Consider the following 21,898-nt stretch of genomic DNA (forward strand, 5'->3'; position numbering starts at 1 on the left):
GATAAAAAGAGTTCCACGAAGTCAGCGCAAAGCTAAATAATAAAATTACGTTTCTATAGTGAATATTTAGCTATGGGATTTATGCCTCTATGGCGGATATAAATTATAGCCACAGGGTATTTAGTCAGACGGCAATTCATGACTAGGATGAAATGACTGCAATCTCTACCCATAAAAGGCTATTTATAATGAGCATTTCACTTGCCGATGAAATCCGCACCGGGGCGAACACCGCTACCACTGCGTTAGAAAATCAACTCATCGCCCATCGCCGCGAATTACATCAACATCCTGAATTATCCAATCAGGAATTCGTGACCACGCAAAAAATTACCGACTGGCTGAATGCCGCCGGGATCCGCATTTTAGATCTTGGCTTAAAAACTGGTGTAGTGGCTGAAATTGGCCCGGCGCACGGCCCGGTGGTGGCGCTGCGCGGCGACATCGACGCCCTGCCGATCGAAGAAACCTCCGGCGTGCCCTTCAGCTCTCAGCAACCGGGCGTGATGCATGCCTGCGGCCACGATTTCCATACCTCTGTAATTCTTGGTGCGGCATACTTACTCAAAGCCCGCGAGGACCAGTTACAAGGCCGCGTGCGTCTGTTTTTCCAGCCTGCCGAAGAGCGTTTTGGCGGAGCATCTCAGCTGATTAAGGCCGGTGCACTGGAAAACGTCGATGCGATTTTTGGGCTGCACAATGCGCCTGAACTGCCGGTCGGTACCTTTTCCACCAAAGGCGGCGCGTTTTACGCCAATGTCGATCGCTTCCAGATAACCATCACCGGCAAAGGCGCGCATGCCGCCCATCCGGAGGAAGGGGTCGACAGTATCGTCACCGCCAGCCACATCGTGACGGCGCTGCAAACACTGGTCAGCCGTAACGTCGCCGCGCAGGAGTCGGCGGTGGTCAGCGTGACCCGCATCGAGGGCGGCAATACCTGGAACGTTCTGCCCCAGAGCGTCGAACTCGAAGGCACGGTGCGCACGCATAATGATGATATTCGCGAGCAAATTCCGGGGCGGATCCGCCAGCTGATTTCAGGTGTTGCCGGTGCGCTGGGCGCGAAAGCCGAGCTGCATTGGTTTGGCGGGCCACCAGCCGTGGTGAATACGCCACGCTGGGCAGAATTCAGCCTTCAGGCGGCAGCCGAATTTGGTTATAAAGCGGAAGTGGCCACCGCGCAGATGGGCGGCGAAGACTTTGCGTTTTACCTGCATCACGTCCCCGGCGCGTTCGTCAGCATCGGCTCGGCCAGCGAATTTGGCCTACATCATCCCCAATTTAATCCGGATGAATCAGCTATCTTCCCGGCAGCGAACTATTTCCAGCAGTTAGCTGAAAAAGCGCTGCATGAATTAAGCGTAAAATAATTCCTATTACTCTTCAGCCTGTCATTCATGCCCGGATATGCCGGGCTTTTTGCATGGGGAATATTCCTCCACCCGTATTTGCTTTTTCTCAATTTGATTATTGAATTTTGTTCTTTTACATCCCTGTAACACTCGGGAATAGTGAAAACGTCACCTCAATGTCATAAACACATAATAAGAATGCAGGGTAAAAAATAATGATGAAACGTAGCTTTAGTCTGACTGCCATTGCCACTTTGTTAAGTCTTTCTACACTGGCTCATGCTGCACCGGGTATCGACCTTGTTGCTAATGAAACTCCGATCAATACGCCGAAAAGCCCGGAAGCCGTGGCGAAAATCCCGGCCAACTTTAAGTTTGTCGAACCGGGCACGCTGACGGTGGCACTGGCCGTACTCGGCAGCGCCCCGCCATTCGGGTTATATGCCCGCGATAACAAAACGGTGATCGGCAGCGAGGCGGATATCGCCCGTCTGGTGGCCGACGGCCTGGGGCTGAAACTGAAAGTGGTGCCGGCCTCGTGGGAAGACTGGCCGCTCGGCGTAACCTCCGGGAAATACGACGCCGCTATCTACAACATCACCGTGACCAAAGACCGCAAAACCAAATTTGATTTCGCCACCTATCGCGAAGATACGCTGGGCTTCTACGTGAAAACCGGCAGCAAAATCACCTCGATCAAATCCGCACCGGATATCGCCGGTAAACGCATTATCGTCGGCTCCGGCACTAATCAGGAAGCCGTGCTGCTGGCGTGGGACAAAGAGAATCAGGCGAAAGGCCTGCCCGCGTTTAAACCGCAATATGTCACCGATGATGCCGCCGCCACGCTGGCTATCCAGTCAGGTCGCGCCGACGCCACCTTCGGGCCAAACGTCACCGGTGCCTATAAAGCCCTGCTGACCGGCAAAACGCAGCTGGTTGGCACGGTGCCGGGCGGCTGGCCGAAAACCGCCAACATTGCCGTGACGCTGAAAAAAGGCAACGGCTTAGTGGATGCCGTGCAGGCATCGCTGAACAGCGCCATTGCCAGCGGCGCGTATTTGCAGGTGCTGGATCGCTGGGGCGAGAGCGTTGAGAAAATCGACCATTCAGAAATCAATCCGCCGGGACTGGGCGACTGATCAGGAGACTGAAAGATGAGCGACGACGTTTTTATTCAAACCGTGCCGGAAGATCCGCTGATTGCGCCGGTCATCGAAGGATTATTTGGTGAATACCGCGAACGCTATGGTGACTTTTTTTCCAGTCAGCCACCGGAGGATGACAGCGTCTTTTCTGCGCCCGACGGCACTTTTATCGTTCTGCTGAGAAACGGAGCGCCCATCGCGATGGGCGCGTACAAACGCTACGACGAAGACACCGCAGAATTCAAACGCATCTGGACGGATCGCAGGCTGCGCCGTCAGGGGCTGGCGCAGAAGATTCTGCACGAGCTGGAGCGCCGCGCCGCCGCCTACGGTTACCGTCAGGTGTTTCTGACCACCGGATTCCGCCAGCCGGAAGCGGTCGGGTTGTATCTGTCACACGGGTATCAGCCGCAGTTTGATACGCGGCTCGACCCGGAAGTGTATTCCAGAGAACCGTACGACGGGCGTCTGCCCTTCAAAAAAGCGCTGACCGCTGACGTTCCCGTCAGCTAGGTGCAAAGCACAATAGATAACAGGCAAAACCTATGAGCGAAAACACTTCTCCGACCGTGACTCATCCCCCGCTGAAAGTGGTGCCGGCACGCTATCCGTGGCGGCTGGCCGGTGCGGTATTTTCGGTGTTCATCCTGCTGGCGATTGTGCAATCCATCGCCACTAACCCGCGCTGGGAATGGGGCGTATTTCGCCAGTGGTTTTTTGATCCGGTCATTTTGTCAGGGCTTGGCAAAACCCTTCTGCTCACCCTGCTCGGCACCCTGTTTGGTATTATCTTTGGCACCGCACTGGCGCTCGCCCGGCTGTCGAAATCCTACTTACTGAATTCACTGGCGTGGGGTTACATCTGGCTGTTCCGCTCGCTGCCCTTGCTGCTGGTATTGATCATCCTTTACAACTTTTCCTATCTGTACGACAACCTCTCGCTCGGCATTCCGTTTACTTCGCTGTCGTTTTTCAGTACGCCAACGGTGGATTTGCTGGATCAGTTTTCCGTCGCAGTGCTCGGCCTTTCTCTGGTGCAATCCGCGTACACCGCTGAAATCATTCGCGGGGGGATTTTAGGCGTCGAACACGGCCAGCATGAAGCCGCCGCCGCACTGGGCTTGCCCGCCTATCGCCGCACGTTTCGCATCATTTTGCCGCAGGCGTTGCGCTCGATTCTGCCGACCGGTTTTAATGAAGTGATCAGCCTCGCGAAAGGCACGTCGATTGTGTATGTGCTGTCGATGCCAGAGCTGTTTTACACCGTGCAGGTGATTTACAACCGCACCCAGCAGGTCATTCCGCTGCTGATGGTCGCGACTGTCTGGTATCTGCTGATCACTACCGTGCTGTCGGTACTGCAATATTACGTCGAACGTTATTTCTCACGCGGCACCGTGCGTCAGGTTGCGCCGACGCCGTTACAGCGCCTGCGTCAGTGGCGTCTGGCCCGTTCATAACGGCTCACTTTCTGGAGAATCATCATGTCCGAAGCCTTTGATCTGTTCGTTAACCGCCCGGCGGAAACTCCTGTTAAGCAGCTGTTCCCCCATAAATCTCATACCGCCACCGTCGGGCGCATCGAGATCAACAATCTCAGCAAATATTATGGCGCGCATAAGGCGCTGGATAATGTCAGCCTGAACATCGAGCCTGGCACGGTGACGGTGATTCTCGGCCCGTCAGGCTCCGGTAAATCAACCCTGCTGCGCACCATCAATCATCTTGAACGCGTGGACGAAGGGTTTATCCAGATCGACGGCGATTACATTGGTTACCGCCGTAAAGGTGACACGCTGTATGAGCTGAAAGAGCGCGCCATTCTCAAACAGCGCACACACGTCGGCTACGTGTTCCAGAATTTCAATCTGTTCCCGCACATGACCGTGCTGGACAACATCATCGAAGCGCCGGTGGTTCACGGCTATCTCAGCCGCAAACAGGCCATCGTCCGTGCCTATGAACTGCTCGACACCGTTGGCCTGCGCGAAAAAGCACTTGCCTGGCCACGCCATCTTTCCGGCGGTCAGCAGCAACGCATCGCTATTGCCCGCGCGCTGGCGCTCAACCCGAAAGTGATGTTGTTTGATGAACCGACCTCGGCGCTGGATCCTGAACTGGTTGGTGAAGTACTGGACGTTATCAGGAAACTGGCGGAGTCCGGCGTGACGCTGGTGGTGGTCACGCATGAGATAGGCTTCGCGCGGCAGGTGGCGGATCAGGTGGTCTTTATGGTTGACGGGCGCGTCGTTGAAAGCGGCGACGCTTCACAGGTTCTCGACCGGCCGGTTCATGCAAGGACGAAGGCGTTTTTAGAGAAAGTGTTGTAAGCCTTACGCCACCGTCGCGACGAGGCTTTTCAGGTGCGCGATACGCTGTTTGTCGGGGTTGATGAGGACATCGTTGTTAATGGCCAGCACCACGCCCTTGAGCAGTTCCGTGGTGTTGGAAATCTGAGAAAGGGATTTCAGCTCGTTAATATCATTGTGGATTTCACGCCCTTTCAGCGAGAGGCGTTTATTCGCCAGACCGGTTGCCAGCTCAGAAGTGAGAAGCTGCACCAGTTGCACGGCGGCCACCGGATGGGTCGCCAACATATGGATATAATATTTCATCAGCAGCGGAATAAATTCCGGCGTCGCACCCAGTTTGGCGCTTGCCAGGTTGAGGATATCGATCATATGCGCAGGCACGCGGCTTTCCACGGCCTTACGTTGTGTTTCCAGCTGCTTCTTCACCGCAGGAACCGACTGGAACGGCAGCAATGCCACGCTGTCGCAGGTTTTACAAACCCCCACCACCACGTTCTTCACCAGCCCGCTACCATCGCTGAAAGGCACATCGCGCAGCTGGAAGCTGACCGTCTGAAAAGACTGACACACCTCGCACGCCGCCCGTTTCTCATCACCCACTTTGTAGATTTTCATAATTTCCCTTTAATGATGAACGCTGATAAATACGCTGGCCGGTTCATCGAAATACCATTTGATATACCAATGTAAGCCTGCGCAGGTCACTGTAATAATGTGTACATCAACACTGCTGTCATAATGATGAGGGCTCATCCGGTGATCGGCCCCACCTGCCCGCATAATCACATTGATGACCTCCGGCACAGACACATCACCGGTACTTAATAAATTCTTAAGGTCCACATCGCGCCGGACAGCAAACTCAATATCCCCCGCCCGTAAACACTCAATGACCCTGCGCTTAATGTCTTTAAACCCCACACGCCCTCCAATGTACGCCAGTTGTCGTACGTGATCAACTGATTATTTTGGCCTCACATCTGAAAAGACTGAGGATGAAAATACGCGCACAGAATACGGGGATTAGTGTAGAAATGAATGATAATAAAGATATTTATCAAGGAACTGGAAGATAGCCTGGAAACAGGAATGTAACGGAAGATGGACGTTGCATGAGTTGTACAGGTACCCGGTCTGTCAGACGGGTACCTTGCATTACGGATGGCGTTAGTGGGGTTTAGGGTTATCGTAAAGTACTGAGGGGTTACTCCGTGCTTACGGATATATTCCTTTAAACACCGTTTTCTTCCTCCCCTGCGATATAATCCCTTCTAACGCTTCCACGCACGCCAGATAGTGCGGCGTTTTTTTGTGCGCCAGTACCGCAGCCTCATCCACATAGGCTTCATAGATAAAAAACCGCGTTGCCACGTCTGCATCCTGCAACACGTCGAACCTCAAATTTCCGGGTTCCTGAACCGCGCCGAGATGATTCGCGTGAAAGACGTCCAGAAACGCGTCAATTTTGTCCGGCTGGACATTAATTTCAACCAGTGTCACTTCCATGATTTACCCCTTCTCGCTCAGAAACAGTTCGTAGGCATGCGCCACGCTGGCATTTTCATGCACCACGGCTTTAACCGCATGGAGCATCGCGACCGGCGACTCCGACTGGAAGATGTTGCGTCCCATATCGACGCCCGATGCGCCCTGATCGAGCGCTTTAAAACACATTTCCAGCGCCTCGCGTTCGGGCAGTTTTTTGCCCCCGGCGATAACGATCGGCACCGGACAGCCGGCGGCGATGCGTTCGAAACCTTCATCCACAAAATACGTTTTGATGATGTTCGCCCCCATCTCGGCGGCGATGCGCGTGGCCAGTGAGAAATACCGTTGATCGCGCGCCATGTCTTTGCCGACGCCCGTCACCGCCATGGTCGGCATGCCGTAGCGCATCCCCTGATCGACCAGCTGGATAATGTTTTTAATCGACTGGTGTTCGTATTCGCTGCCGATATACACCTGCGCCGCCATTGCCGCGACGTTCAGACGCAGCGCGTCTTCAATGGCGACCGCCACCGTTTCATTGGAAAGCTCAGTCAGGATTGAGTTGCCGCCTGAGGCACGCATCACCACCGGCTTATTGACCGCCGCGGGCACCACGCTGCGCAGCACGCCACGGGTACACATCAGCACGTCGGTGTGCGCAAACAGCGGCGCAATATTGATGTCGATGCGCTCAAGGCCGGTGGTCGGCCCCTGAAAATAGCCGTGATCGAAGGCCAGCATCACCGTACGGCCTGACTCCGGATTGAAGATCCTTGCCAGACGCGATTGCATCCCCCAGTCCAGCTGGCCGCTGCCCTTGAGGAAAAAGGCCCGGTTCTCATGCGGCGTGCCGATGCCGAAATTCTTGCCGTCTCTGATATCGTCCAAATCTGCCATTTTGTGTCTCCTTTATCGAAAACCGTTATCGTCAGAAATCGTATTTACCGATGTTGTCTTTGGTGAAGACTACGCGTTCCGGCAGCAGAACAATGCCGTTACCTTTGGCCTCGTACTGGTAGCCCTGCACGCTGTTCGGTACCACTTCAACCGTCCCGACGTCCGGCACATCCAGTTTGTCACCCACGTTCAGGTCACCTTTTTTCAATAACTGATCGGCGACGTATACCGAAATTTTGCCCTGACTGACGACGTCCCACAGGCCGAACTGTTTGACCGTGCCGCGTTCGACGTAAGGCCGCATCACGTTTGGCGTGCTGAAGCCGACGATGGTCACGTCTTTACGTTTGAGGTTTTCCGCCGCCTGCGCCGCTGCCGGTAAAGCGTTGGCGTCCGGCGCGATAATCGCATCCAGGTCGCCATAAGATTTCAGGATCCCTTCGGCGGTTTGCAGGGATTTGGTGGCGTCGTTATAGCCGTACTGCGTGGTCACAATTTCCCATCCCGGATGCTCTTTGGCGATTTTAGATTTCGCCTCTTTTACCCACTGGTTCTGATCCGTCACTGTCGGGCTGGAATAGAAGAATGCGACTTTGGCTTTCTCTTTTTTAACCTGACTGGCGGTCATATCCACCAGCATCGAGCCGAGCTGCTGCGGCGTGCCCTGATTGATGTAAATCGAGCGGCACTCCGGCTTGGTATCGGAATCCCAGGTCAGCACTTTCACGCCGCGCTGCATGGCCCGTTTCAGTGCCGGACAAAGGCCGTCCGGTGAAACGGCTGCAACGACAATCGCGTTGTAGCCCTGATTGACGAAGTTATTGATCATCTGCACCTGACCGGACACGCTCGGTTCGGTCGGGCCGTCGTAGGTAACATCGACGCCCAACGCTTTGCCCGCCGCCGTCGCCCCGTTGCCGCCGCTGGTGAAGTATCCGACGCCGACCAGTTTTGGAATAAAGGCGATGCGTTCAGCAGCCTGCGCACTCAGGCAGGCGAGGCTGACGGCACTGGCGATCAGCATGGTTTTCAGCATTTTCGTTTTCATCTTGCACCCCGGTTCATTTGGATAATAAAGAAGGAGAAGACGCAGACCAGCGCTGGCGGTAACGCTGGAAAACACTGCGGATAAGACCCCGGTTAAGGCTGGCAGAGCGGCCAATTACCACCAGAATCAGCAGCGCACCGGACAGCGCGCTGGAAACCTGACTGGAAACGCCGACCATCTGCAGGCCCTGTTGTAAGTAGCCGATCAGCAGCGTCGCCAGCGCCGTGCCGAGAATGGAACCCGAACCGCCGTAGATATTCGCGCCACCGAGCACCACGGCAGTGATCGCAGGCATCAGCAGCGCATTGCCGAGATCGGAACGCGCCGAGCCGAAATAAGAGGTCATCAGGATTGCCGCTACCGCCGACGCCAGCCCGGTCATGCCGTACAACGCAAAGACTGTCCGGCTGACCGGCAGCGCACCGTAGCGCGCCACACGGGCGTTCTGGCCGATGAGAAACACGTTGCGCCCCGTGCGACTGCGGTGCATCAGCAGCCAGAAAAACAGCGTCGCGGCGAGGAAAATCAGCAGCGGCATCGGCAGGCCGAGCACCACCTGATTGGCAAAATTGGTGAAGGCATCCGGGAAATTACCGATGCCTTCAAAGCCGGTCGCGCCCGCCAGCCCGGAGAGCAGCAAGGCGCTGCCACCGAACAGGTACAACGTGCCGAGCGTTATCACCAGCGGATTGACGCCGGTATAGAGGATCAGCGCCGCGTTAAGTAAACCGCAGGCGGCGCCGAGTGCCAGCGTGAGAGCTATCGCCAGCGCCAGCGGCACACCGGCCTGACACAAGACGCCGAGTGCTATGGCGCACAGGCCGATGGTTGAGCCGAAGGAAATGTCGATCCCACCGCTGACAATCACCAGCGTCAGCGGCAGTGCCACAATGCCGATAGTGATGAAATCACTGGTGCTGAACAACAACGTATTGGCATCGAGCATTCGCGGATTTGCGAAGCCAAACAGCAGAATCTCCAGTATCAGCAACGCCAGCAGCGCCGCCTCCCAGCCATACTGTTGAAGAATTTTCATCACGCCACCCCGCCTTTTTTGCCGGTGCTTAACCGGCGTGTGAGATGCTTTTGCTGACCGGGTTTACGCTCAGCAGGCTTTTTCTGTTCGGGCTGACTGGCAGAGAGGAAGCGGGCGTATTTCTGGCGGCGCAGGTTTTTCTGTAACGCCTGCCGCAGCCTGCCGTCGAATACCAGCACCGCCAGCAACACCAGTCCGGCGATAAAATCGTTCCACCAGGCGGGCAGCCTGAGCAGCACCAGCACGCTGTCGATTTGGGTGAGGAAATACGCGCCGAGGACCGCACCGAGAATCGAACCGGTGCCGCCGAGCAGGCTGATCCCGCCCAGCACGCAGGCGGCGATGGCTTTCATTTCCAGCCCGCTGCCGGTCTGATTGGGCACAAAGCCGATTTGCGCGGCGAAGACGATACCGGCGATCGCCGCCATCATGCCGTTAATGCCAAATGCCAGAATGCGCACGCGGTTAACCGCCACGCCGAGCTGCCGCGCGCCCTGTAAGTTGTCGCCGACGGCGTAGAAACTGCGGCCAAACGCGGTGCGGCTGAGCATCCACAACATCGCGCCCAGCAGTACGATAACTCCCCAGCCCAGCGCAGAAATGCCGAGGAATACCGGCTCGGACAACGATTTCAGCCCCGCCGGTAAACCTTCAATCCATTTGCCGCCGGTCATCAGCAGCATCAGCCCGCGATATAACCCGAGCGTACCGAGCGTCGCGACTATCGCCGGAATGCGTAACCACGCGACCAGTACGCCGTTGAACAATCCGGCCAGCAGCCCGGTCCCCAGCGTAATGACGCAGGCCAGCGCCAGATTCATGCCGCCGTTAAGCAACACGCCAAGCGTGACAGCGCACAAGCCGGTGATCGATCCTACTGATACGTCAATATTGCGGGTCAGCATGACCAGCGTCGCGCCCATCGCCAGCAGCATCAGGATCTGCGCGCTGCCGAAAATCATGCTCAGCGTCTGGAAGCTGAACGACTGCCGGTCCATCACGCCGAGCAACGCAAACAGCGCGATAATGGCCATCAGCGCGGTCAGTTCACGGTTGTTTTGTATCCGCTTTAGCATGAGGATCCTCCGGTGGCGGCAGTCTGGGGATGGTTACCAAAAGCGATGTGCATAATGTTGTTGACGTTTATCTCGCTGCCCTGCAATTCGCCGCTCATTTCGCCCTGATGCATGACGAATACGCGATCGGCCAGCGCCTCAATTTCATCCAGATCGGAAGAAATCAGGATCACCGCGACGTTCTGTTCAACCACGTTGCGTAGCAGCTGATAGATATCGGCGCGGGCTGAGACGTCCACGCCGCGCGTCGGCTCATCGACGATCAGCACCGCAGGCTGCGCTTCCAGGCATTTGGCGATCAACAGCTTCTGCTGATTGCCGCCGGACAGCGTGCGGGCGGTTTGTGAACCGTCGCGGTACTTAATCCCCAGCGCGCGGTGATAACGTTCGAGCACCGCCGCTTCGCGTTTAAGGTTGAGCCACCAGGTCTGACGATTAAAGGTCAGCGAGGTGGTATTCCAGCTTAGCGGTGCATCAAGATACAAGCCGGATGCCTGCCGGTCCTCCGGCAGATACACCAGCCCCTTTTGCAGGCGTTGCAACGTATTCAGCCCGCTGATGTCCTGCTGCATCAGACGCACCTGACCGCTTTTTGCCTCGCGCAGGCCGTACAGCGTTTCTGCCAGTTCGGTTCGACCTGCCCCGACAACGCCTGCCAGCCCGACGATTTCCCCGGCGCGGGCGCTAAATGAAATATCGATGAAGCCTTCACCGGTGAGATTTTCTACCTGCAAGACCGGTTCACGCCCTTTGACATTGCGCCGTTGACCAGGCAAATCCAGCCACAGCTTTTGTTCGGCGGGCAGCGCCAAGTCCTGCGTATGCGGCGTGATGGCGCGGATCAGCGCATCGTTATCGAGTTCGGCCAGCGTGCCGCTGAGGGCAATTTTTCCGTCGCGCATCACGCTGACCCGGTCGGCAATCGCGCGGATTTCCGGCAGCTTGTGGGAGATAAACACCACGCCGACGCCTTTCGCAGTGAGATGACGAACCTGCGTGAACAGGCGGGCGGATTCGGCGGGCGTCAGGGAGGCGGTCGGTTCATCAAGGATCAACAAACGTGCGTCGCGCATCAGACCGCGCAGGATTTCCACCAGCTGCTGATCAGCCACCTCCAGCGTTCCGGCCAGCGCGCCGAGCGGAAGATTGCAGCCCAGGCCGGTCAGCGTTTCGATCAGTTTTTTCTCGCTGGCCTGACGGGCGGGTAAACGGAACAGAATATTTTCACGTACGGTCAGGCTCGGAAACAGCATCGGCTCCTGCGGCACCAGATAAATGCCCGCCTGATGCGCTTTCGCCGGTGTTAGCCCCGACAGCGGTGCACCGCCGAGCTGCATTTCGCCGCAGTCAGCGGTTTCGACACCGGCGATGATTTTCATCAGCGTGGATTTCCCCGCCCCGTTACCCCCCAGCAGCGCGTGAACTTCCCCGGCGTAGAGACTGAAACCGATATCTTTCAGCACCGCCACGCCGGAAAAGCTTTTGCTGAGGCCGCTCACCTGTAACAGCAACGTGGTTGAGGCTAAGACCTGTTCTGGCTGCTGCATACATCACCCTCAGACCGGATACATTAAATGAACAAATGTATTTATTGTTTAACAATGTTCATAAACCTAGTCTGCGGCGGGCAGGAAAACTTTTGCATCGATCACAGTTTGTTCAACTCATATACTCTGCGATATGATTCAGGCGGCAATCATTCAGGATTTGCCAGACACATCACAGTTAACAACATTTTGTTAACGAACAATTGATCTACATTTTGATAAGTGTTCACTATGACTTCTGAGAACGGCAAGAAAACGAACCTGTCCGATTTGACTAACCATCTGGAATTCAGCATGGGTGAAGAGGAACTGCTGGCGCGCACCGCGTGGTTCTATTACCACGACGGCCTGACCCAGAATGAGATTGGTGAACGGCTCGGGCTGACGCGGCTGAAAGTATCGCGCCTGCTGGAGAAAGGCCGTCAGTCGGGCGTGATCCGCGTGCAAATCAACTCGCGTTTTGAGGGATGTTTGTCGCTGGAAAACACCCTGCTGGAACGTTTTGGTTTACAGCAGATCCGCGTGCTGCCGCAGCTGGCCGACGGTTCGCTGAGCGCACGTCTGGGCGTTGGCGCGGCGCATATGCTGATGACGTTGCTCAAACCGGAACAGCTGCTGGCGGTAGGTTTTGGTGAAACAGCGATGAGTACGCTTCAACACCTGAGCGGTTTTATCTCTTCACAGCAGATCCGCATGGTCACGTTGTCCGGCGGCGTCGGGCCTTACATGACCGGCATCGGCCAGCTCGACGCGGCCTGTGGTGTGAGCATTATTCCGGCACCGTTGCGTGCGTCTTCGGCCAGCGTCGCGGCGATTTTTCGACAAGAGCGTAACGTCCACGACGTGATGCTCGCGGCCTGCGCCGCCGATATCGCAGTCGTCGGCATCGGTTCGCTGAATCAGAAACAGGAAGCGACGATTTTACGCTCCGGTTACATCAGCGAAGGTGAGCAACTGCTCTTTGGCCGCAAGGGCGCGGTCGGCGACATTCTTGGATTCTTTATGCAGCGCAATGGCGAGCTGGCGGAAAATATGGCGATCCACGATGAGCTCATCGCCGTCGCGCCCGATGAACTGGCCAGTATCCCGACCGTACTCGGCGTGGCGGGCGGCGTCGAAAAAGCCGAGGCGATTGTCGCGGCGCTGAAAGGTAAACGCATTAACGCACTGGTTACTGAAGAGAGCACAGCAAGAGCCATGCTGGCGCTGCTCGGCTGACCCGCAGGGTTTATGGGGTGTGGCGGTCAGGTAACAGGTGCCCGATAAACCGGCACGAGAGAAACTGGCGATGACCTCAACCCTGAACTCTGACGACGATCGTAGCTATTTAATGGCGCTGGACGCCGGCACCGGCAGCGTCCGCGCGGTGATTTTCAATCTCGAAGGCGAGCAAATCGCCGCCGGACAGGCCGAGTGGATCCATCTGGCCGTGCCGGATGTGCCCGGCTCGATGGAATTCGATCTGCAAAAAAACTGGCAGCTGGCCTGTCAGTGCATCCGCCAGGCGCTGCACGAAGCGCACCTCCCCGCCTCCGCCATCCGCGCCGTGGCCGCCTGTTCCATGCGCGAAGGCATCGTCCTTTATGACAAATCCGGTGAACCGATCTGGGCCTGCGCCAACGTCGATGCCCGCGCCAGCCGTGAAGTTTCTGAACTGAAAGAAATCCATGATTTTCAGTTTGAGCGCGAAGTGTATGAATGCTCAGGGCAGACGCTGGCGCTGAGCGCCATGCCTCGTCTGCTGTGGCTGGCGCACCATCGCCCGGATATTTACCGCCAGGCGGCGACGGTCACGATGATCAGTGACTGGCTGGCCTATAAGCTCAGCGGCGAGCTGGCCGTGGATCCTTCCAATGCGGGCACCACCGGCATGCTGGATTTGGCCACGCGCAACTGGCGGCCAGAGCTGCTGGACATGGCCGGTCTGCGCGCCGACATGCTTTCGCCGGTGGCAGAAACCGGGACGCGTCTCGGATACGTCACCGCCAGCGCGGCGGAAGGCTGCGGTCTGCGGGCCGGCACGCCGGTCGGCATGGGCGGCGGCGATGCCCAGCTCGGCACGCTCGGCCTCGGGCTGGTACGCCCCGGACAGACGGCGGTGCTCGGCGGCACCTTCTGGCAGCAAATCGTCAATCTGCCCGCGCCGATCACTGACCCTGAAATGAATATCCGCGTCAATCCGCACGTCATCCCCGGTATGGCGCAGGCAGAATCCATTAGTTTCTTCACCGGCCTGACCATGCGCTGGTTCCGCGATGCGTTCTGCACCGAGGAGAAAACCCTCGCTCAGCGACTTGGCGTCGATACCTACAGCCTGCTGGAAGACATGGCCGCGCGCGTACCGGTCGGTTCCTGGGGCGTTACGCCAGTGTTCTCCGACGCCATGCATTTCAAAAACTGGTATCACGCCGCACCGTCATTCATCAATCTCTCCATCGACCCTGAAAAATGCAACAAACCGACGCTGTTCCGCGCGCTGGAAGAAAACGCCGCCATCGTTTCGGCCTGCAATCTGGACATGATCGCCAGCTTCTCCGGCGTTCGCGCCAAATCGCTGGTGTTCTCCGGCGGGGGTTCGAAAGGCAAGTTGTGGTGTCAGATTTTGAGTGACGTCACCGGCGTGCCGGTCAACGTGCCGGTAGTGAAAGAAGCCACGGCGTTAGGCTGCGCGATTGCGGCGGGGGTCGCAGCGGGCGTATATTCGTCCCTCGCCGAAACGGGTGAAGCACTGGTGCGCTGGGAGCGGGAGTATCAGCCTGTGGCGGCAAACCATGAACTGTATCTTGCGCAGAAGGCTAACTGGCAGGCGGTGTACGCCGACCAGCTGGGGCTGGTGGACAGGCATCTGACGACGTCTATGTGGAAAGCACCGGGGTTGTGATGCGGGACCGGGCATCGGCGGCTTTTTCTTTAGAAAGGTGATACAGCGCGACCAAAAATCTTGCTGAGCGCAGCGGCCTTAAGACCAGGGGCTGCGGCACTGCGTGAAGGTAATGCGCAGCAGCCCCTGTAAAACAATCATTTAATATTCGCCACCACATCCATCGCGACTTTCCCTTTGATTGCCTTGTTTTTCACTCTCCGTGACCACATCGCAGTCAGTATCGGCACTAATATCGAGGTGACGATAACCGATGTGGCGACCAGTGCCGTCGCTGCCGGAGCCACCGCTTTAAACTGTGGCACCATCTCGGCGATCAGTACCGGAGTAGCGACCGCAGCGCCCGCAGAGCTTGAAGCCGCAATACCCGCCGTACCGTCACCGCCGCCGATGAATTTATCGGCCAGAATTAACGGAATACCGGTCAGGATAATCACTGAAACGCCCAGCAACACACCCAGCAGGCCGGTTTGTGCGATAACCGTCAGGTTGATGGTGTTGCCGAGCGCAAAGGCGAAGAACGGGATCAGCGTTTGTACCGCTTTGCTGAAGAATTCACGCAGTTCAGGATCCAGATTCCCTAAGCCAAAACCGATCAGGAACGGCAGCACCGCGCCGACGAAAACGTGCGGTTCAAAAGAGGCAATACCGGCGGTGCCGAGGATAATCATGGTCATCAGCGGGCCGGATTCCAGAGACATCAGCACGAAAGCGCCCGCCTCTTCTTTGGTGCCATATTGTTGCATCACCGAGGCGTACAGCCCGCCGTTAGTCATGTCCATCGACGCGACCAGCGCCAGAACTGACAGCCCGGCAAAGAAGCCGAACTCGACGCCGTTTTCCGGCATGAAGCGCGATGCCACCGCCGCCACAATCCACGCCACGGCAATTTTGGTCACCACCAGCGTGCCGGATTTACGCAGCACCGTCCCGGTCGCGCTCAGTTTGATCGACGCACCCATGCAGAAGAACCATACCGCCAGAATCGGCACGGTGCCGGTGATCAGACCGTTAGTGAATGAACCGAAATATTTACCTGAGTCCGGTGCAAACGTATGGCACAGCGCACCGATGAAGAGAGGAACTAACATCATCCCGCCAGGGATTTTTTCTATCGCTCGTTTAATGTGCATATTTTCCACCTGATGTAAAAGTAACGTGTTACCGAATGCCGCTACGTTATCCATTCCTCAGGCTTATAAAAGTGACGCCAATCATAAAATGAAACGATGTTTCTATTTTTTAGATCAGGAGTTTTATTAATTTATCGCGTCAATAATTAATTTCGGCGCGAAATCACATTTTAGGATTATTAGTACGAAAATTCTTAACCCTCAGAAACAAAAAACCCGCAACAGTCGCCTGTGCGGGTGGAGGTAAAAGTAAAAGGGAAGCAAAGAAAGATCAGCTGAGCGTGGTCGTGCCGAATGCCTGACGCCAGTCGGCATCGAACTTCTCTACCGCAGACTGCACGGCGGGCGTGTTAAGCAGCTGTTCAGCAATCTCTACCGGCAAGGTGATCGACTGGCAGCCTGCCAGCAGACAATCGATCGCCTGACGTGGCGTTCTGAAACTCGCCGCCAGCACTTTTGACTGCGGCGCGTGCAGGCTGAGCAGCGACTGTAATTCCTTCACCATCGCAATGCCGTCGCCGCCCTGCGCGTCCAGACGGTTAACGTACGGTGCAACATATTCCGCACCGGCCAGCGCCGACAATAAACCCTGACCTGCGCCATAAACCGCGGTGCCGAGGGTCGGAATATTCATGCCTTTCAGCTTTTTAATCGCCGCCAAACCTTCGCTGGTCACCGGAATTTTTACCACCAGACCAGAAACCCGCTGCGACAACAACAGCGCTTCAGCAACCATCTGTTCGGCGTCGGATGCCATCACCTGAGCAAATAATTTTCCGGTGCCGCCAAGGGCATCACGCAGCGCAGGCAACACATCCCACAACGATTTCCCTTCTTTCGCCACGATGCTCGGATTGGTGGTCACACCCTGCAACGGCAAAATGCGTGAAAGACGTTTAACCGCAATGACATCGGCAGTATCGAGATACAACTCCATAACTCTCTCCTTGAAACCTGTGAGCGAATGCAAAGTTCACAGATTGTACGCCAGCAAGCGCAGGGTTTGTTGATCACTATCAAATCACTTTCGAATGAAAGTCAATAAATTGTGAATGAAGAAATCAGCAACGGGAGTGTCGGTATGATTTTCAACGTGCAACGTTATTCCACCCATTATGGTCCGGGGATCCGCACGGTGGTGTTTCTCAAAGGCTGTTCGCTGAGCTGTACGTGGTGTCAGAACCCTGAAAGCCGCTCGGCCAGACCCGATGTGCTGTTCGATTCCCGCCTTTGCAGCGCCGGTTGCCAGCACTGTGCGCAGGCGTTTCCCCACGCAGTGACGTTGGCAGACGGAGGCATTCAGATCCATCGTGAACACTTTCTGGTCAGTGATTTATGCCAGCTGGAACAGGTTTGCCCGGCCGGTGCGCTGAGCGCGTGCGGTGAAGAAACCGATATCGATGCCCTGATGAAGCAAATCCTGCGCGACAAGCCGTTTTATCAACGCACCGGCGGTGGCGTAACGCTCTCCGGCGGTGAGCCTTTTATGCAGCCACAAACGGCGCTGACGCTGCTGCAACGCTGTCGTCAGGAAGGTTTGCACACGGCGGTGGAAAGCTGTCTGCATGTGCCGTGGAAGTACATTGAGCCTTCGCTCGGTGCGCTGGATTTGCTGCTGGCGGATTTAAAACATGTCGACGATGCGCCGTTCAACCGCCTGACCGGCGGGTCGGCGAAACGGGTGCTGGATAATTTTCGTCGGCTGGCTGCAGCCGGGCAAAAGCTCGTCGTCCGCGTCCCGCTGATCCCTGATTTCAACGCCGACCGGGCGTCAGTCCGCCAGATAGTTGACTTCGCCGCTGACGAAACGGGCTGCGAAGCGATTCACTTTTTGCCCTATCACACCCTCGGCATTAACAAATATGTCCTGCTCGGACAACCTTATCTGGCGCCACGCCAGCCGTTAAATGACCCCGATCTGCTGACGTTCGCCCAGGAATACGCCGCCGGAAAAGGGCTTTGTGTACAGTTAAGAGGATAAAAATAATGACCCAGCTGAATCTGAACACCCTTGCCAGCCGTATCCGCGCGCACAAAGAAGCGCTGATCCACATCGTCAAACCGCCGGTGTGTACCGAACGCGCACAGCATTACACGCAGGTTTATCAGCAACATGCCGATAAACCGCTGGCAGTACGCCGTGCCCTGGCGCTGGCCGAACATCTGCGCCAGCGCACTATCTGGATCAAACACGACGAGCTGATTGTCGGCAATCAGGCCAGCGAAGTGCGCGCCGCGCCGATTTTCCCTGAATACACCGTCGGCTGGATCGAGAGCGAAATCGATGCGCTGGCCGACCGTCCGGGCGCGGGTTTTGCGGTCAGCGAAGCCAATAAAAAAATTCTGCACGACATCTGCCCATGGTGGCGCGGCCAGACGGTGCAGGACCGCTGCTATGGCATGTTTACCGACGAACAGAAAGCGCTGCTCGACAGCGGCATCGTCAAAGCCGAAGGCAATATGACCTCCGGCGACGCCCATCTGGCAGTGAATTTCCCCCTGCTGCTGGAACTGGGGCTGGAGGGATTGCGCCAAAAAGTCGATGAGCGTCGCAGCCGTATTAACCTGACCGACTGGGAGGACTTGCACAAAGAGCAATTGCTGAAAGCCATTGATATCACGCTGGCGGCGGTGAGCGAACACATTGCCCGCTTTGCCGCGCTGGCGCGGGTCATGGCGGAGACGGAAACGCGGGAAAGCCGTCGCGCCGAACTGCTGACTATTGCCGCCAACTGCGACATCATCGCCCATCAGCCGCCGAAGAATTTCTGGCAGGCGTTACAACTGTGCTACTTCATCCAGCTGATTTTGCAGATCGAGTCCAACGGCCACTCCGTTTCCTTCGGGCGTATGGACCAATATTTGTATCCGTTCTACCGCCGCGACGTCGAGCTTGGGCAAACGCTGGAGCGTTGTCAGGCGATCGAGCTGCTGCAAAGCTGTTGGCTAAAATTGCTGGAGGTGAACAAGATCCGCTCCGGCACGCATTCGAAAGCATCGGCGGGCAGCCCGCTGTATCAGAATGTCACCATCGGCGGCCAGATTCTGCATCACGGCGTGGCGGCAGATGCAGTGAATCCACTTTCTTACGCGGTGCTGGAATCCTGCGGGCAGCTGCGTTCCACCCAACCGAATCTGAGCGTGCGTTATCACGCAGGAATGAGCGCCGATTTCCTCGACGCCTGTGTGCAGGTGATCCGCTGTGGTTTCGGGTTGCCTGCGTTCAACAACGATGAAATCGTCATTCCTGAGTTCATCAAACTGGGTGTCGATAAAGAAGATGCCTACGATTACGCCGCCATCGGTTGTATCGAAACGGCAGTCGGTGGCAAATGGGGTTACCGCTGCACCGGCATGAGTTTCATCAACTTCGCCCGAGTGATGCTGGCGGCCCTGGAACAGGGTCAGGATGCGAAAAGTCGCACCTGTTTCCTGCCCCAAGGGCGCGGTTTATCGCAAAATAATTTCGAGAATTTCGAACAGGTCTTCGCACAGTGGGATGATCAAATCCGCTATTACACGCGGAAATCTATCGAAATTGAGTGCGTGGTCGATACGGTGCTGGAGGAAAACGCGCAGGATATTCTGTGTTCGGCGCTGGTGGATGATTGTATCGAGCGCGGTAAAACCATCAAGCAAGGGGGTGCGAAGTACGACTGGGTGTCAGGTTTGCAGGTCGGGATCGCTAATCTGGGCAACAGTCTGGCGGCGGTCAAAAAACTGGTATTCGACCAGGGTACGATTGGTCAGAAGGAACTGGCAGATGCACTGGCGTCTGATTACGCGGGGCTGGACGGAGAACGTCTGCGTCAGCGTTTGATTAACGGTGCAGAAAAATACGGCAACGATCATGACGATGTCGATCAACTGCTGGTGCGCGCCTATCAGTGTTATATCGACGAGTTGGCCAATTATCACAACACCCGTTTCGGACGCGGCCCGATTGGCGGCACCTATTATGCGGGCACGTCATCGATTTCCGCCAACGTGCCGTTTGGGGCGGGCACAACGGCCACGCCGGACGGCAGAAAAGCGTACACTCCGCTGGCAGAAGGCGCCAGCCCGGCGTCCGGCACCGATCATCTGGGGCCGACGGCGGTGTTTAACTCTCTGGGTAAGCTCCCGACGGAAGCGATACTCGGGGGCGTGCTGCTGAATCAGAAACTGAATCCGGCATCGCTGGAAAATGAAACGGACCGTCAGACGCTGATGCTGATGTTGCGGACATTCTTTGAGGAGCATCGTGGCTGGCACGTTCAGTACAATATCGTTTCCCGCGAGACGTTGCTCAACGCGCGGGAAGAGCCGCAAAACTACCGCGAACTGGTGGTGCGCGTGGCCGGTTACTCTGCGTTCTTTACGGCTTTATCCCCTGAGGCTCAGGATGATATTATCGCCCGCACTGAACATACGCTTTAATGTTCAGATCAGATTTTAACTTTACCGGGGCGGCTGCGGCCGTCCGTATTTTCGGGCAATTATGAACGACAGACAGCAACTTATTTTGCAATGGGTGAACGATAAACAACGGATCAGCGTCAGTGAGCTGTCGGAAATTTGTCAGGTATCGGAAGTGACTATCCGTCACGATCTCACCCAGCTGGAACAGCGTCATTATCTGCGCCGTGCGCACGGTTTTGCCGTTGCCATTCAGACCGACGATGTGGATACGCGCATGTTGTCGAACTTCGCGCAGAAACAGAAACTGGCGAAATTCGCAGCGTCGCTTATCCGTGACGGCGAAACTGTCTTTTTCGAAAGCGGCAGCAGCATTGCCCTGCTGGCACAATATCTTTCCGATAAGAAGAACCTGACGGTGATCACCGTCAGCAGCTACGTGGCGTCATTACTGAAAAGTATGCCGTGCGAGGTGGTCTTACTCGGCGGAATGTACCAGAAAACCAGCCAGACCGTGGTCGGGCCGCTGACTAAAATGTGTTTGCAACAGATGAACTTCAGCAAAGCCTTTATGGGCGTCGACGGCTTTACCGTTTCTACCGGATTCACAGGCCGGGATATGCTGCGGGCAGATATCGTCAATGCGGTGGTCGCGAAAGGTGCGGAGAATATCGTGCTGACGGATTCGTCAAAATTCGGCCAAATCAACCTTAATTCGCTGGGGCCGGTGAGCGCGTTCAGTCGCGTGATTACGGATGAGATGTTAGCAGAAGAATATCAGCGGGAGCTTTCAGGCTCAGGCATTAAAGTCAGCCTGGTCGGCTGACTTTTTCTCTGTTCCTGCGAGGATTTACTGTCCGTAGTAAGCGTTCTTCCCATGTTTACGCAGATAGTGTTTATCGAGCAACTGCGGCTGCATGTCCGGCAACTGCGGCGTTAACTGACGGGAGAAAATGCCCATATAGGCGATTTCTTCCAGCACCACGGCGTTGTGTACCGCATTATCTGCATCTTTTCCCCACGTAAACGGCCCGTGAGAATGCACCAGGACCGCCGGAACATCGGCAGGTGACAGGTGGCGTTCAGCAAAGGTTTTAACAATCACTTCACCGGTTTCCCATTCGTAACGTCCGGCAATTTCCGCTTCGGTCATAAGACGCGTACAGGGAATATTGCCGTAGAAATAGTCCGCATGCGTCGTACCCCACGCCGGAATATCAATGCCCGCCTGCGCCCAGATAGTCGCGTGGCGCGAATGCGTATGCACGATCCCACCCGCTTCGGGAAAATTCAGGTACAGCACGCGGTGAGTATCGGTATCGGAAGACGGTTTTTTACTGCCCTCAACGACTTTGCCGGTCTCCAGTTCCACCACCACCATATCCTCCACGCCCATGTGCTCGTATTCCACGCCGGACGGCTTGATAACAATCAGCCCCTGCTGGCGGTCTACAGCACTGACGTTTCCCCAGGTAAAGGTCACCAGATTATGGCGAGGCAGTGCCAGATTGGCCTCCAGTACCTGCTCTTTCAGTTGTTTCAGCATGTTGGTTCCCTCGTCTGTCGATGATCTATTGTC

21 protein-coding genes are annotated in these 21,898 nt (G+C 56.2%); 10 read left to right on the forward strand and 11 right to left on the reverse strand.

The window, feature by feature from the left end; genetic code table 11:
• The first annotated feature begins 188 nt into the window (after positions 1 to 188).
• From I2123_RS14380 to I2123_RS14400, 5 genes are all read left to right on the forward strand, one after another.
• A complete protein-coding gene (locus I2123_RS14380) occupies positions 189 to 1,373 on the forward strand; it encodes a M20 peptidase aminoacylase family protein (protein ID WP_213050819.1) in 1,185 nt (394 codons plus the stop codon).
• A gap of 200 nt (positions 1,374 to 1,573) precedes the next feature.
• Entirely contained in the window at positions 1,574 to 2,497 is a 924-nt protein-coding gene (locus I2123_RS14385) for an ABC transporter substrate-binding protein (RefSeq protein ID WP_414060256.1), read from the forward strand.
• A 15-nt stretch (positions 2,498 to 2,512) separates the two neighbouring features.
• Positions 2,513 to 3,016 (forward strand): GNAT family N-acetyltransferase, encoded by a 504-nt coding sequence (locus I2123_RS14390; RefSeq protein WP_112165730.1) that lies wholly within the window; start codon positions 2,513 to 2,515, stop codon positions 3,014 to 3,016.
• A gap of 32 nt (positions 3,017 to 3,048) precedes the next feature.
• Entirely contained in the window at positions 3,049 to 3,963 is a 915-nt protein-coding gene (locus tag I2123_RS14395) for an amino acid ABC transporter permease (protein ID WP_112165729.1), read from the forward strand.
• A 24-nt stretch (positions 3,964 to 3,987) separates the two neighbouring features.
• On the forward strand, positions 3,988 to 4,833 hold the full coding sequence (locus tag I2123_RS14400; protein ID WP_244879828.1) for an amino acid ABC transporter ATP-binding protein: 846 nt from the start codon (positions 3,988 to 3,990) through the stop codon (positions 4,831 to 4,833).
• 3 nt (positions 4,834 to 4,836) lie between these two features.
• Here the strand turns inward: I2123_RS14400 and I2123_RS14405 are convergent, their stop codons facing one another.
• The 8 genes from I2123_RS14405 to lsrA all read right to left on the reverse strand — a co-directional run bounded on the left by I2123_RS14405 (position 4,837) and on the right by lsrA (position 11,907).
• Positions 4,837 to 5,430 carry a hypothetical protein gene (locus tag I2123_RS14405; RefSeq protein WP_112165727.1) on the reverse strand — a complete coding sequence of 198 codons (594 nt, stop codon included), beginning with the start codon at positions 5,428 to 5,430 and terminating at the stop codon, positions 4,837 to 4,839.
• Positions 5,431 to 5,439: 9 nt separating this feature from the next.
• Positions 5,440 to 5,736 carry a hypothetical protein gene (locus I2123_RS14410; protein ID WP_112165725.1) on the reverse strand — a complete coding sequence of 99 codons (297 nt, stop codon included), beginning with the start codon at positions 5,734 to 5,736 and terminating at the stop codon, positions 5,440 to 5,442.
• 294 nt (positions 5,737 to 6,030) lie between these two features.
• A complete protein-coding gene (lsrG, locus tag I2123_RS14415) occupies positions 6,031 to 6,321 on the reverse strand; it encodes a (4S)-4-hydroxy-5-phosphonooxypentane-2,3-dione isomerase (RefSeq protein WP_213050820.1) in 291 nt (96 codons plus the stop codon).
• A 3-nt stretch (positions 6,322 to 6,324) separates the two neighbouring features.
• On the reverse strand, positions 6,325 to 7,200 hold the full coding sequence (lsrF, locus tag I2123_RS14420; protein WP_213050821.1) for a 3-hydroxy-5-phosphonooxypentane-2,4-dione thiolase: 876 nt from the start codon (positions 7,198 to 7,200) through the stop codon (positions 6,325 to 6,327).
• Positions 7,201 to 7,231: 31 nt separating this feature from the next.
• Complete coding sequence (gene lsrB, locus I2123_RS14425) at positions 7,232 to 8,248, reverse strand: autoinducer 2 ABC transporter substrate-binding protein LsrB (RefSeq protein ID WP_213050822.1); 1,017 nt, start codon at positions 8,246 to 8,248, stop codon at positions 7,232 to 7,234.
• A 13-nt stretch (positions 8,249 to 8,261) separates the two neighbouring features.
• Positions 8,262 to 9,284, reverse strand: a complete 1,023-nt coding sequence (lsrD, locus tag I2123_RS14430) for an autoinducer 2 ABC transporter permease LsrD (protein ID WP_213050823.1) — start codon at positions 9,282 to 9,284, stop codon at positions 8,262 to 8,264.
• Positions 9,284 to 10,360, reverse strand: coding sequence for an autoinducer 2 ABC transporter permease LsrC (gene lsrC, locus I2123_RS14435; protein ID WP_112165716.1), 1,077 nt, complete (start codon positions 10,358 to 10,360; stop codon positions 9,284 to 9,286). The genes lsrD and lsrC overlap by 1 nt, the downstream gene beginning before the upstream one ends.
• Complete coding sequence (gene lsrA / locus I2123_RS14440) at positions 10,354 to 11,907, reverse strand: autoinducer 2 ABC transporter ATP-binding protein LsrA (RefSeq protein ID WP_213050824.1); 1,554 nt, start codon at positions 11,905 to 11,907, stop codon at positions 10,354 to 10,356. The genes lsrC and lsrA overlap by 7 nt, the downstream gene beginning before the upstream one ends.
• A 231-nt stretch (positions 11,908 to 12,138) precedes the next feature.
• On the opposite strand from lsrA, the gene lsrR reads away from it, so the two are divergent.
• On the forward strand, positions 12,139 to 13,125 hold the full coding sequence (gene lsrR / locus I2123_RS14445; protein ID WP_112165711.1) for a transcriptional regulator LsrR: 987 nt from the start codon (positions 12,139 to 12,141) through the stop codon (positions 13,123 to 13,125).
• Between the two features lie 70 nt (positions 13,126 to 13,195).
• The gene (lsrK, locus tag I2123_RS14450) at positions 13,196 to 14,788 is read left to right on the forward strand and encodes an autoinducer-2 kinase (protein ID WP_213052522.1); all 1,593 of its coding nucleotides are present in this window, start codon (positions 13,196 to 13,198) and stop codon (positions 14,786 to 14,788) included.
• A 137-nt stretch (positions 14,789 to 14,925) separates the two neighbouring features.
• On the opposite strand, the gene kdgT is transcribed toward lsrK, so the two are convergent.
• Both kdgT and fsa read right to left on the reverse strand, forming a co-directional pair.
• The gene (kdgT, locus tag I2123_RS14455; RefSeq protein ID WP_112165778.1) at positions 14,926 to 15,921 is read right to left on the reverse strand and encodes a 2-keto-3-deoxygluconate transporter; all 996 of its coding nucleotides are present in this window, start codon (positions 15,919 to 15,921) and stop codon (positions 14,926 to 14,928) included.
• Positions 15,922 to 16,192: 271 nt separating this feature from the next.
• A complete protein-coding gene (gene fsa, locus I2123_RS14460) occupies positions 16,193 to 16,858 on the reverse strand; it encodes a fructose-6-phosphate aldolase (protein WP_213050825.1) in 666 nt (221 codons plus the stop codon).
• Between the two features lie 144 nt (positions 16,859 to 17,002).
• On the opposite strand from fsa, the gene I2123_RS14465 reads away from it, so the two are divergent.
• The 3 genes from I2123_RS14465 to I2123_RS14475 all read left to right on the forward strand — a co-directional run bounded on the left by I2123_RS14465 (position 17,003) and on the right by I2123_RS14475 (position 21,145).
• Positions 17,003 to 17,902, forward strand: a complete 900-nt coding sequence (locus I2123_RS14465) for a glycyl-radical enzyme activating protein (RefSeq protein ID WP_213050826.1) — start codon at positions 17,003 to 17,005, stop codon at positions 17,900 to 17,902.
• A 5-nt stretch (positions 17,903 to 17,907) separates the two neighbouring features.
• Positions 17,908 to 20,340 (forward strand): formate C-acetyltransferase/glycerol dehydratase family glycyl radical enzyme, encoded by a 2,433-nt coding sequence (locus I2123_RS14470; protein ID WP_213050827.1) that lies wholly within the window; start codon positions 17,908 to 17,910, stop codon positions 20,338 to 20,340.
• Positions 20,341 to 20,401: 61 nt separating this feature from the next.
• Positions 20,402 to 21,145 (forward strand): DeoR/GlpR family DNA-binding transcription regulator, encoded by a 744-nt coding sequence (locus I2123_RS14475; protein WP_213050828.1) that lies wholly within the window; start codon positions 20,402 to 20,404, stop codon positions 21,143 to 21,145.
• Positions 21,146 to 21,169: 24 nt separating this feature from the next.
• On the opposite strand, the gene araD is transcribed toward I2123_RS14475, so the two are convergent.
• A complete protein-coding gene (araD, locus tag I2123_RS14480) occupies positions 21,170 to 21,865 on the reverse strand; it encodes an L-ribulose-5-phosphate 4-epimerase (RefSeq protein ID WP_213050829.1) in 696 nt (231 codons plus the stop codon).
• Between the last annotated feature and the right edge of the window lie 33 nt (positions 21,866 to 21,898).

This window comes from Rahnella inusitata, from assembly GCF_018288855.1.
In the GTDB taxonomy this organism is placed as follows: Bacteria; Pseudomonadota; Gammaproteobacteria; order Enterobacterales; family Enterobacteriaceae; genus Rahnella; species Rahnella inusitata.

Excerpts from the sequence above, each read along its gene's own strand:
- I2123_RS14380 (WP_213050819.1), top strand. The coding sequence starts at position 189 with ATGAGCATTTCACTTGCCGATGAAATCCGCACCGGGGCGAACACCGCT.
- I2123_RS14385 (WP_414060256.1), top strand. The coding sequence starts at position 1,574 with ATGAAACGTAGCTTTAGTCTGACTGCCATTGCCACTTTGTTAAGTCTT.
- I2123_RS14390 (WP_112165730.1), top strand. The coding sequence starts at position 2,513 with ATGAGCGACGACGTTTTTATTCAAACCGTGCCGGAAGATCCGCTGATT.
- I2123_RS14395 (WP_112165729.1), top strand. The coding sequence starts at position 3,049 with ATGAGCGAAAACACTTCTCCGACCGTGACTCATCCCCCGCTGAAAGTG.
- I2123_RS14400 (WP_244879828.1), top strand. The coding sequence starts at position 3,988 with ATGTCCGAAGCCTTTGATCTGTTCGTTAACCGCCCGGCGGAAACTCCT.
- I2123_RS14405 (WP_112165727.1), bottom strand. The coding sequence starts at position 5,430 with ATGAAAATCTACAAAGTGGGTGATGAGAAACGGGCGGCGTGCGAGGTG.
- lsrG (WP_213050820.1), bottom strand. The coding sequence starts at position 6,321 with ATGGAAGTGACACTGGTTGAAATTAATGTCCAGCCGGACAAAATTGAC.
- lsrF (WP_213050821.1), bottom strand. The coding sequence starts at position 7,200 with ATGGCAGATTTGGACGATATCAGAGACGGCAAGAATTTCGGCATCGGC.
- lsrB (WP_213050822.1), bottom strand. The coding sequence starts at position 8,248 with ATGAAAACGAAAATGCTGAAAACCATGCTGATCGCCAGTGCCGTCAGC.
- lsrD (WP_213050823.1), bottom strand. The coding sequence starts at position 9,284 with ATGAAAATTCTTCAACAGTATGGCTGGGAGGCGGCGCTGCTGGCGTTG.
- lsrC (WP_112165716.1), bottom strand. The coding sequence starts at position 10,360 with ATGCTAAAGCGGATACAAAACAACCGTGAACTGACCGCGCTGATGGCC.
- lsrA (WP_213050824.1), bottom strand. The coding sequence starts at position 11,907 with ATGCAGCAGCCAGAACAGGTCTTAGCCTCAACCACGTTGCTGTTACAG.
- lsrR (WP_112165711.1), top strand. The coding sequence starts at position 12,139 with ATGACTTCTGAGAACGGCAAGAAAACGAACCTGTCCGATTTGACTAAC.
- lsrK (WP_213052522.1), top strand. The coding sequence starts at position 13,196 with ATGACCTCAACCCTGAACTCTGACGACGATCGTAGCTATTTAATGGCG.
- kdgT (WP_112165778.1), bottom strand. The coding sequence starts at position 15,921 with ATGCACATTAAACGAGCGATAGAAAAAATCCCTGGCGGGATGATGTTA.
- fsa (WP_213050825.1), bottom strand. The coding sequence starts at position 16,858 with ATGGAGTTGTATCTCGATACTGCCGATGTCATTGCGGTTAAACGTCTT.
- I2123_RS14465 (WP_213050826.1), top strand. The coding sequence starts at position 17,003 with ATGATTTTCAACGTGCAACGTTATTCCACCCATTATGGTCCGGGGATC.
- I2123_RS14470 (WP_213050827.1), top strand. The coding sequence starts at position 17,908 with ATGACCCAGCTGAATCTGAACACCCTTGCCAGCCGTATCCGCGCGCAC.
- I2123_RS14475 (WP_213050828.1), top strand. The coding sequence starts at position 20,402 with ATGAACGACAGACAGCAACTTATTTTGCAATGGGTGAACGATAAACAA.
- araD (WP_213050829.1), bottom strand. The coding sequence starts at position 21,865 with ATGCTGAAACAACTGAAAGAGCAGGTACTGGAGGCCAATCTGGCACTG.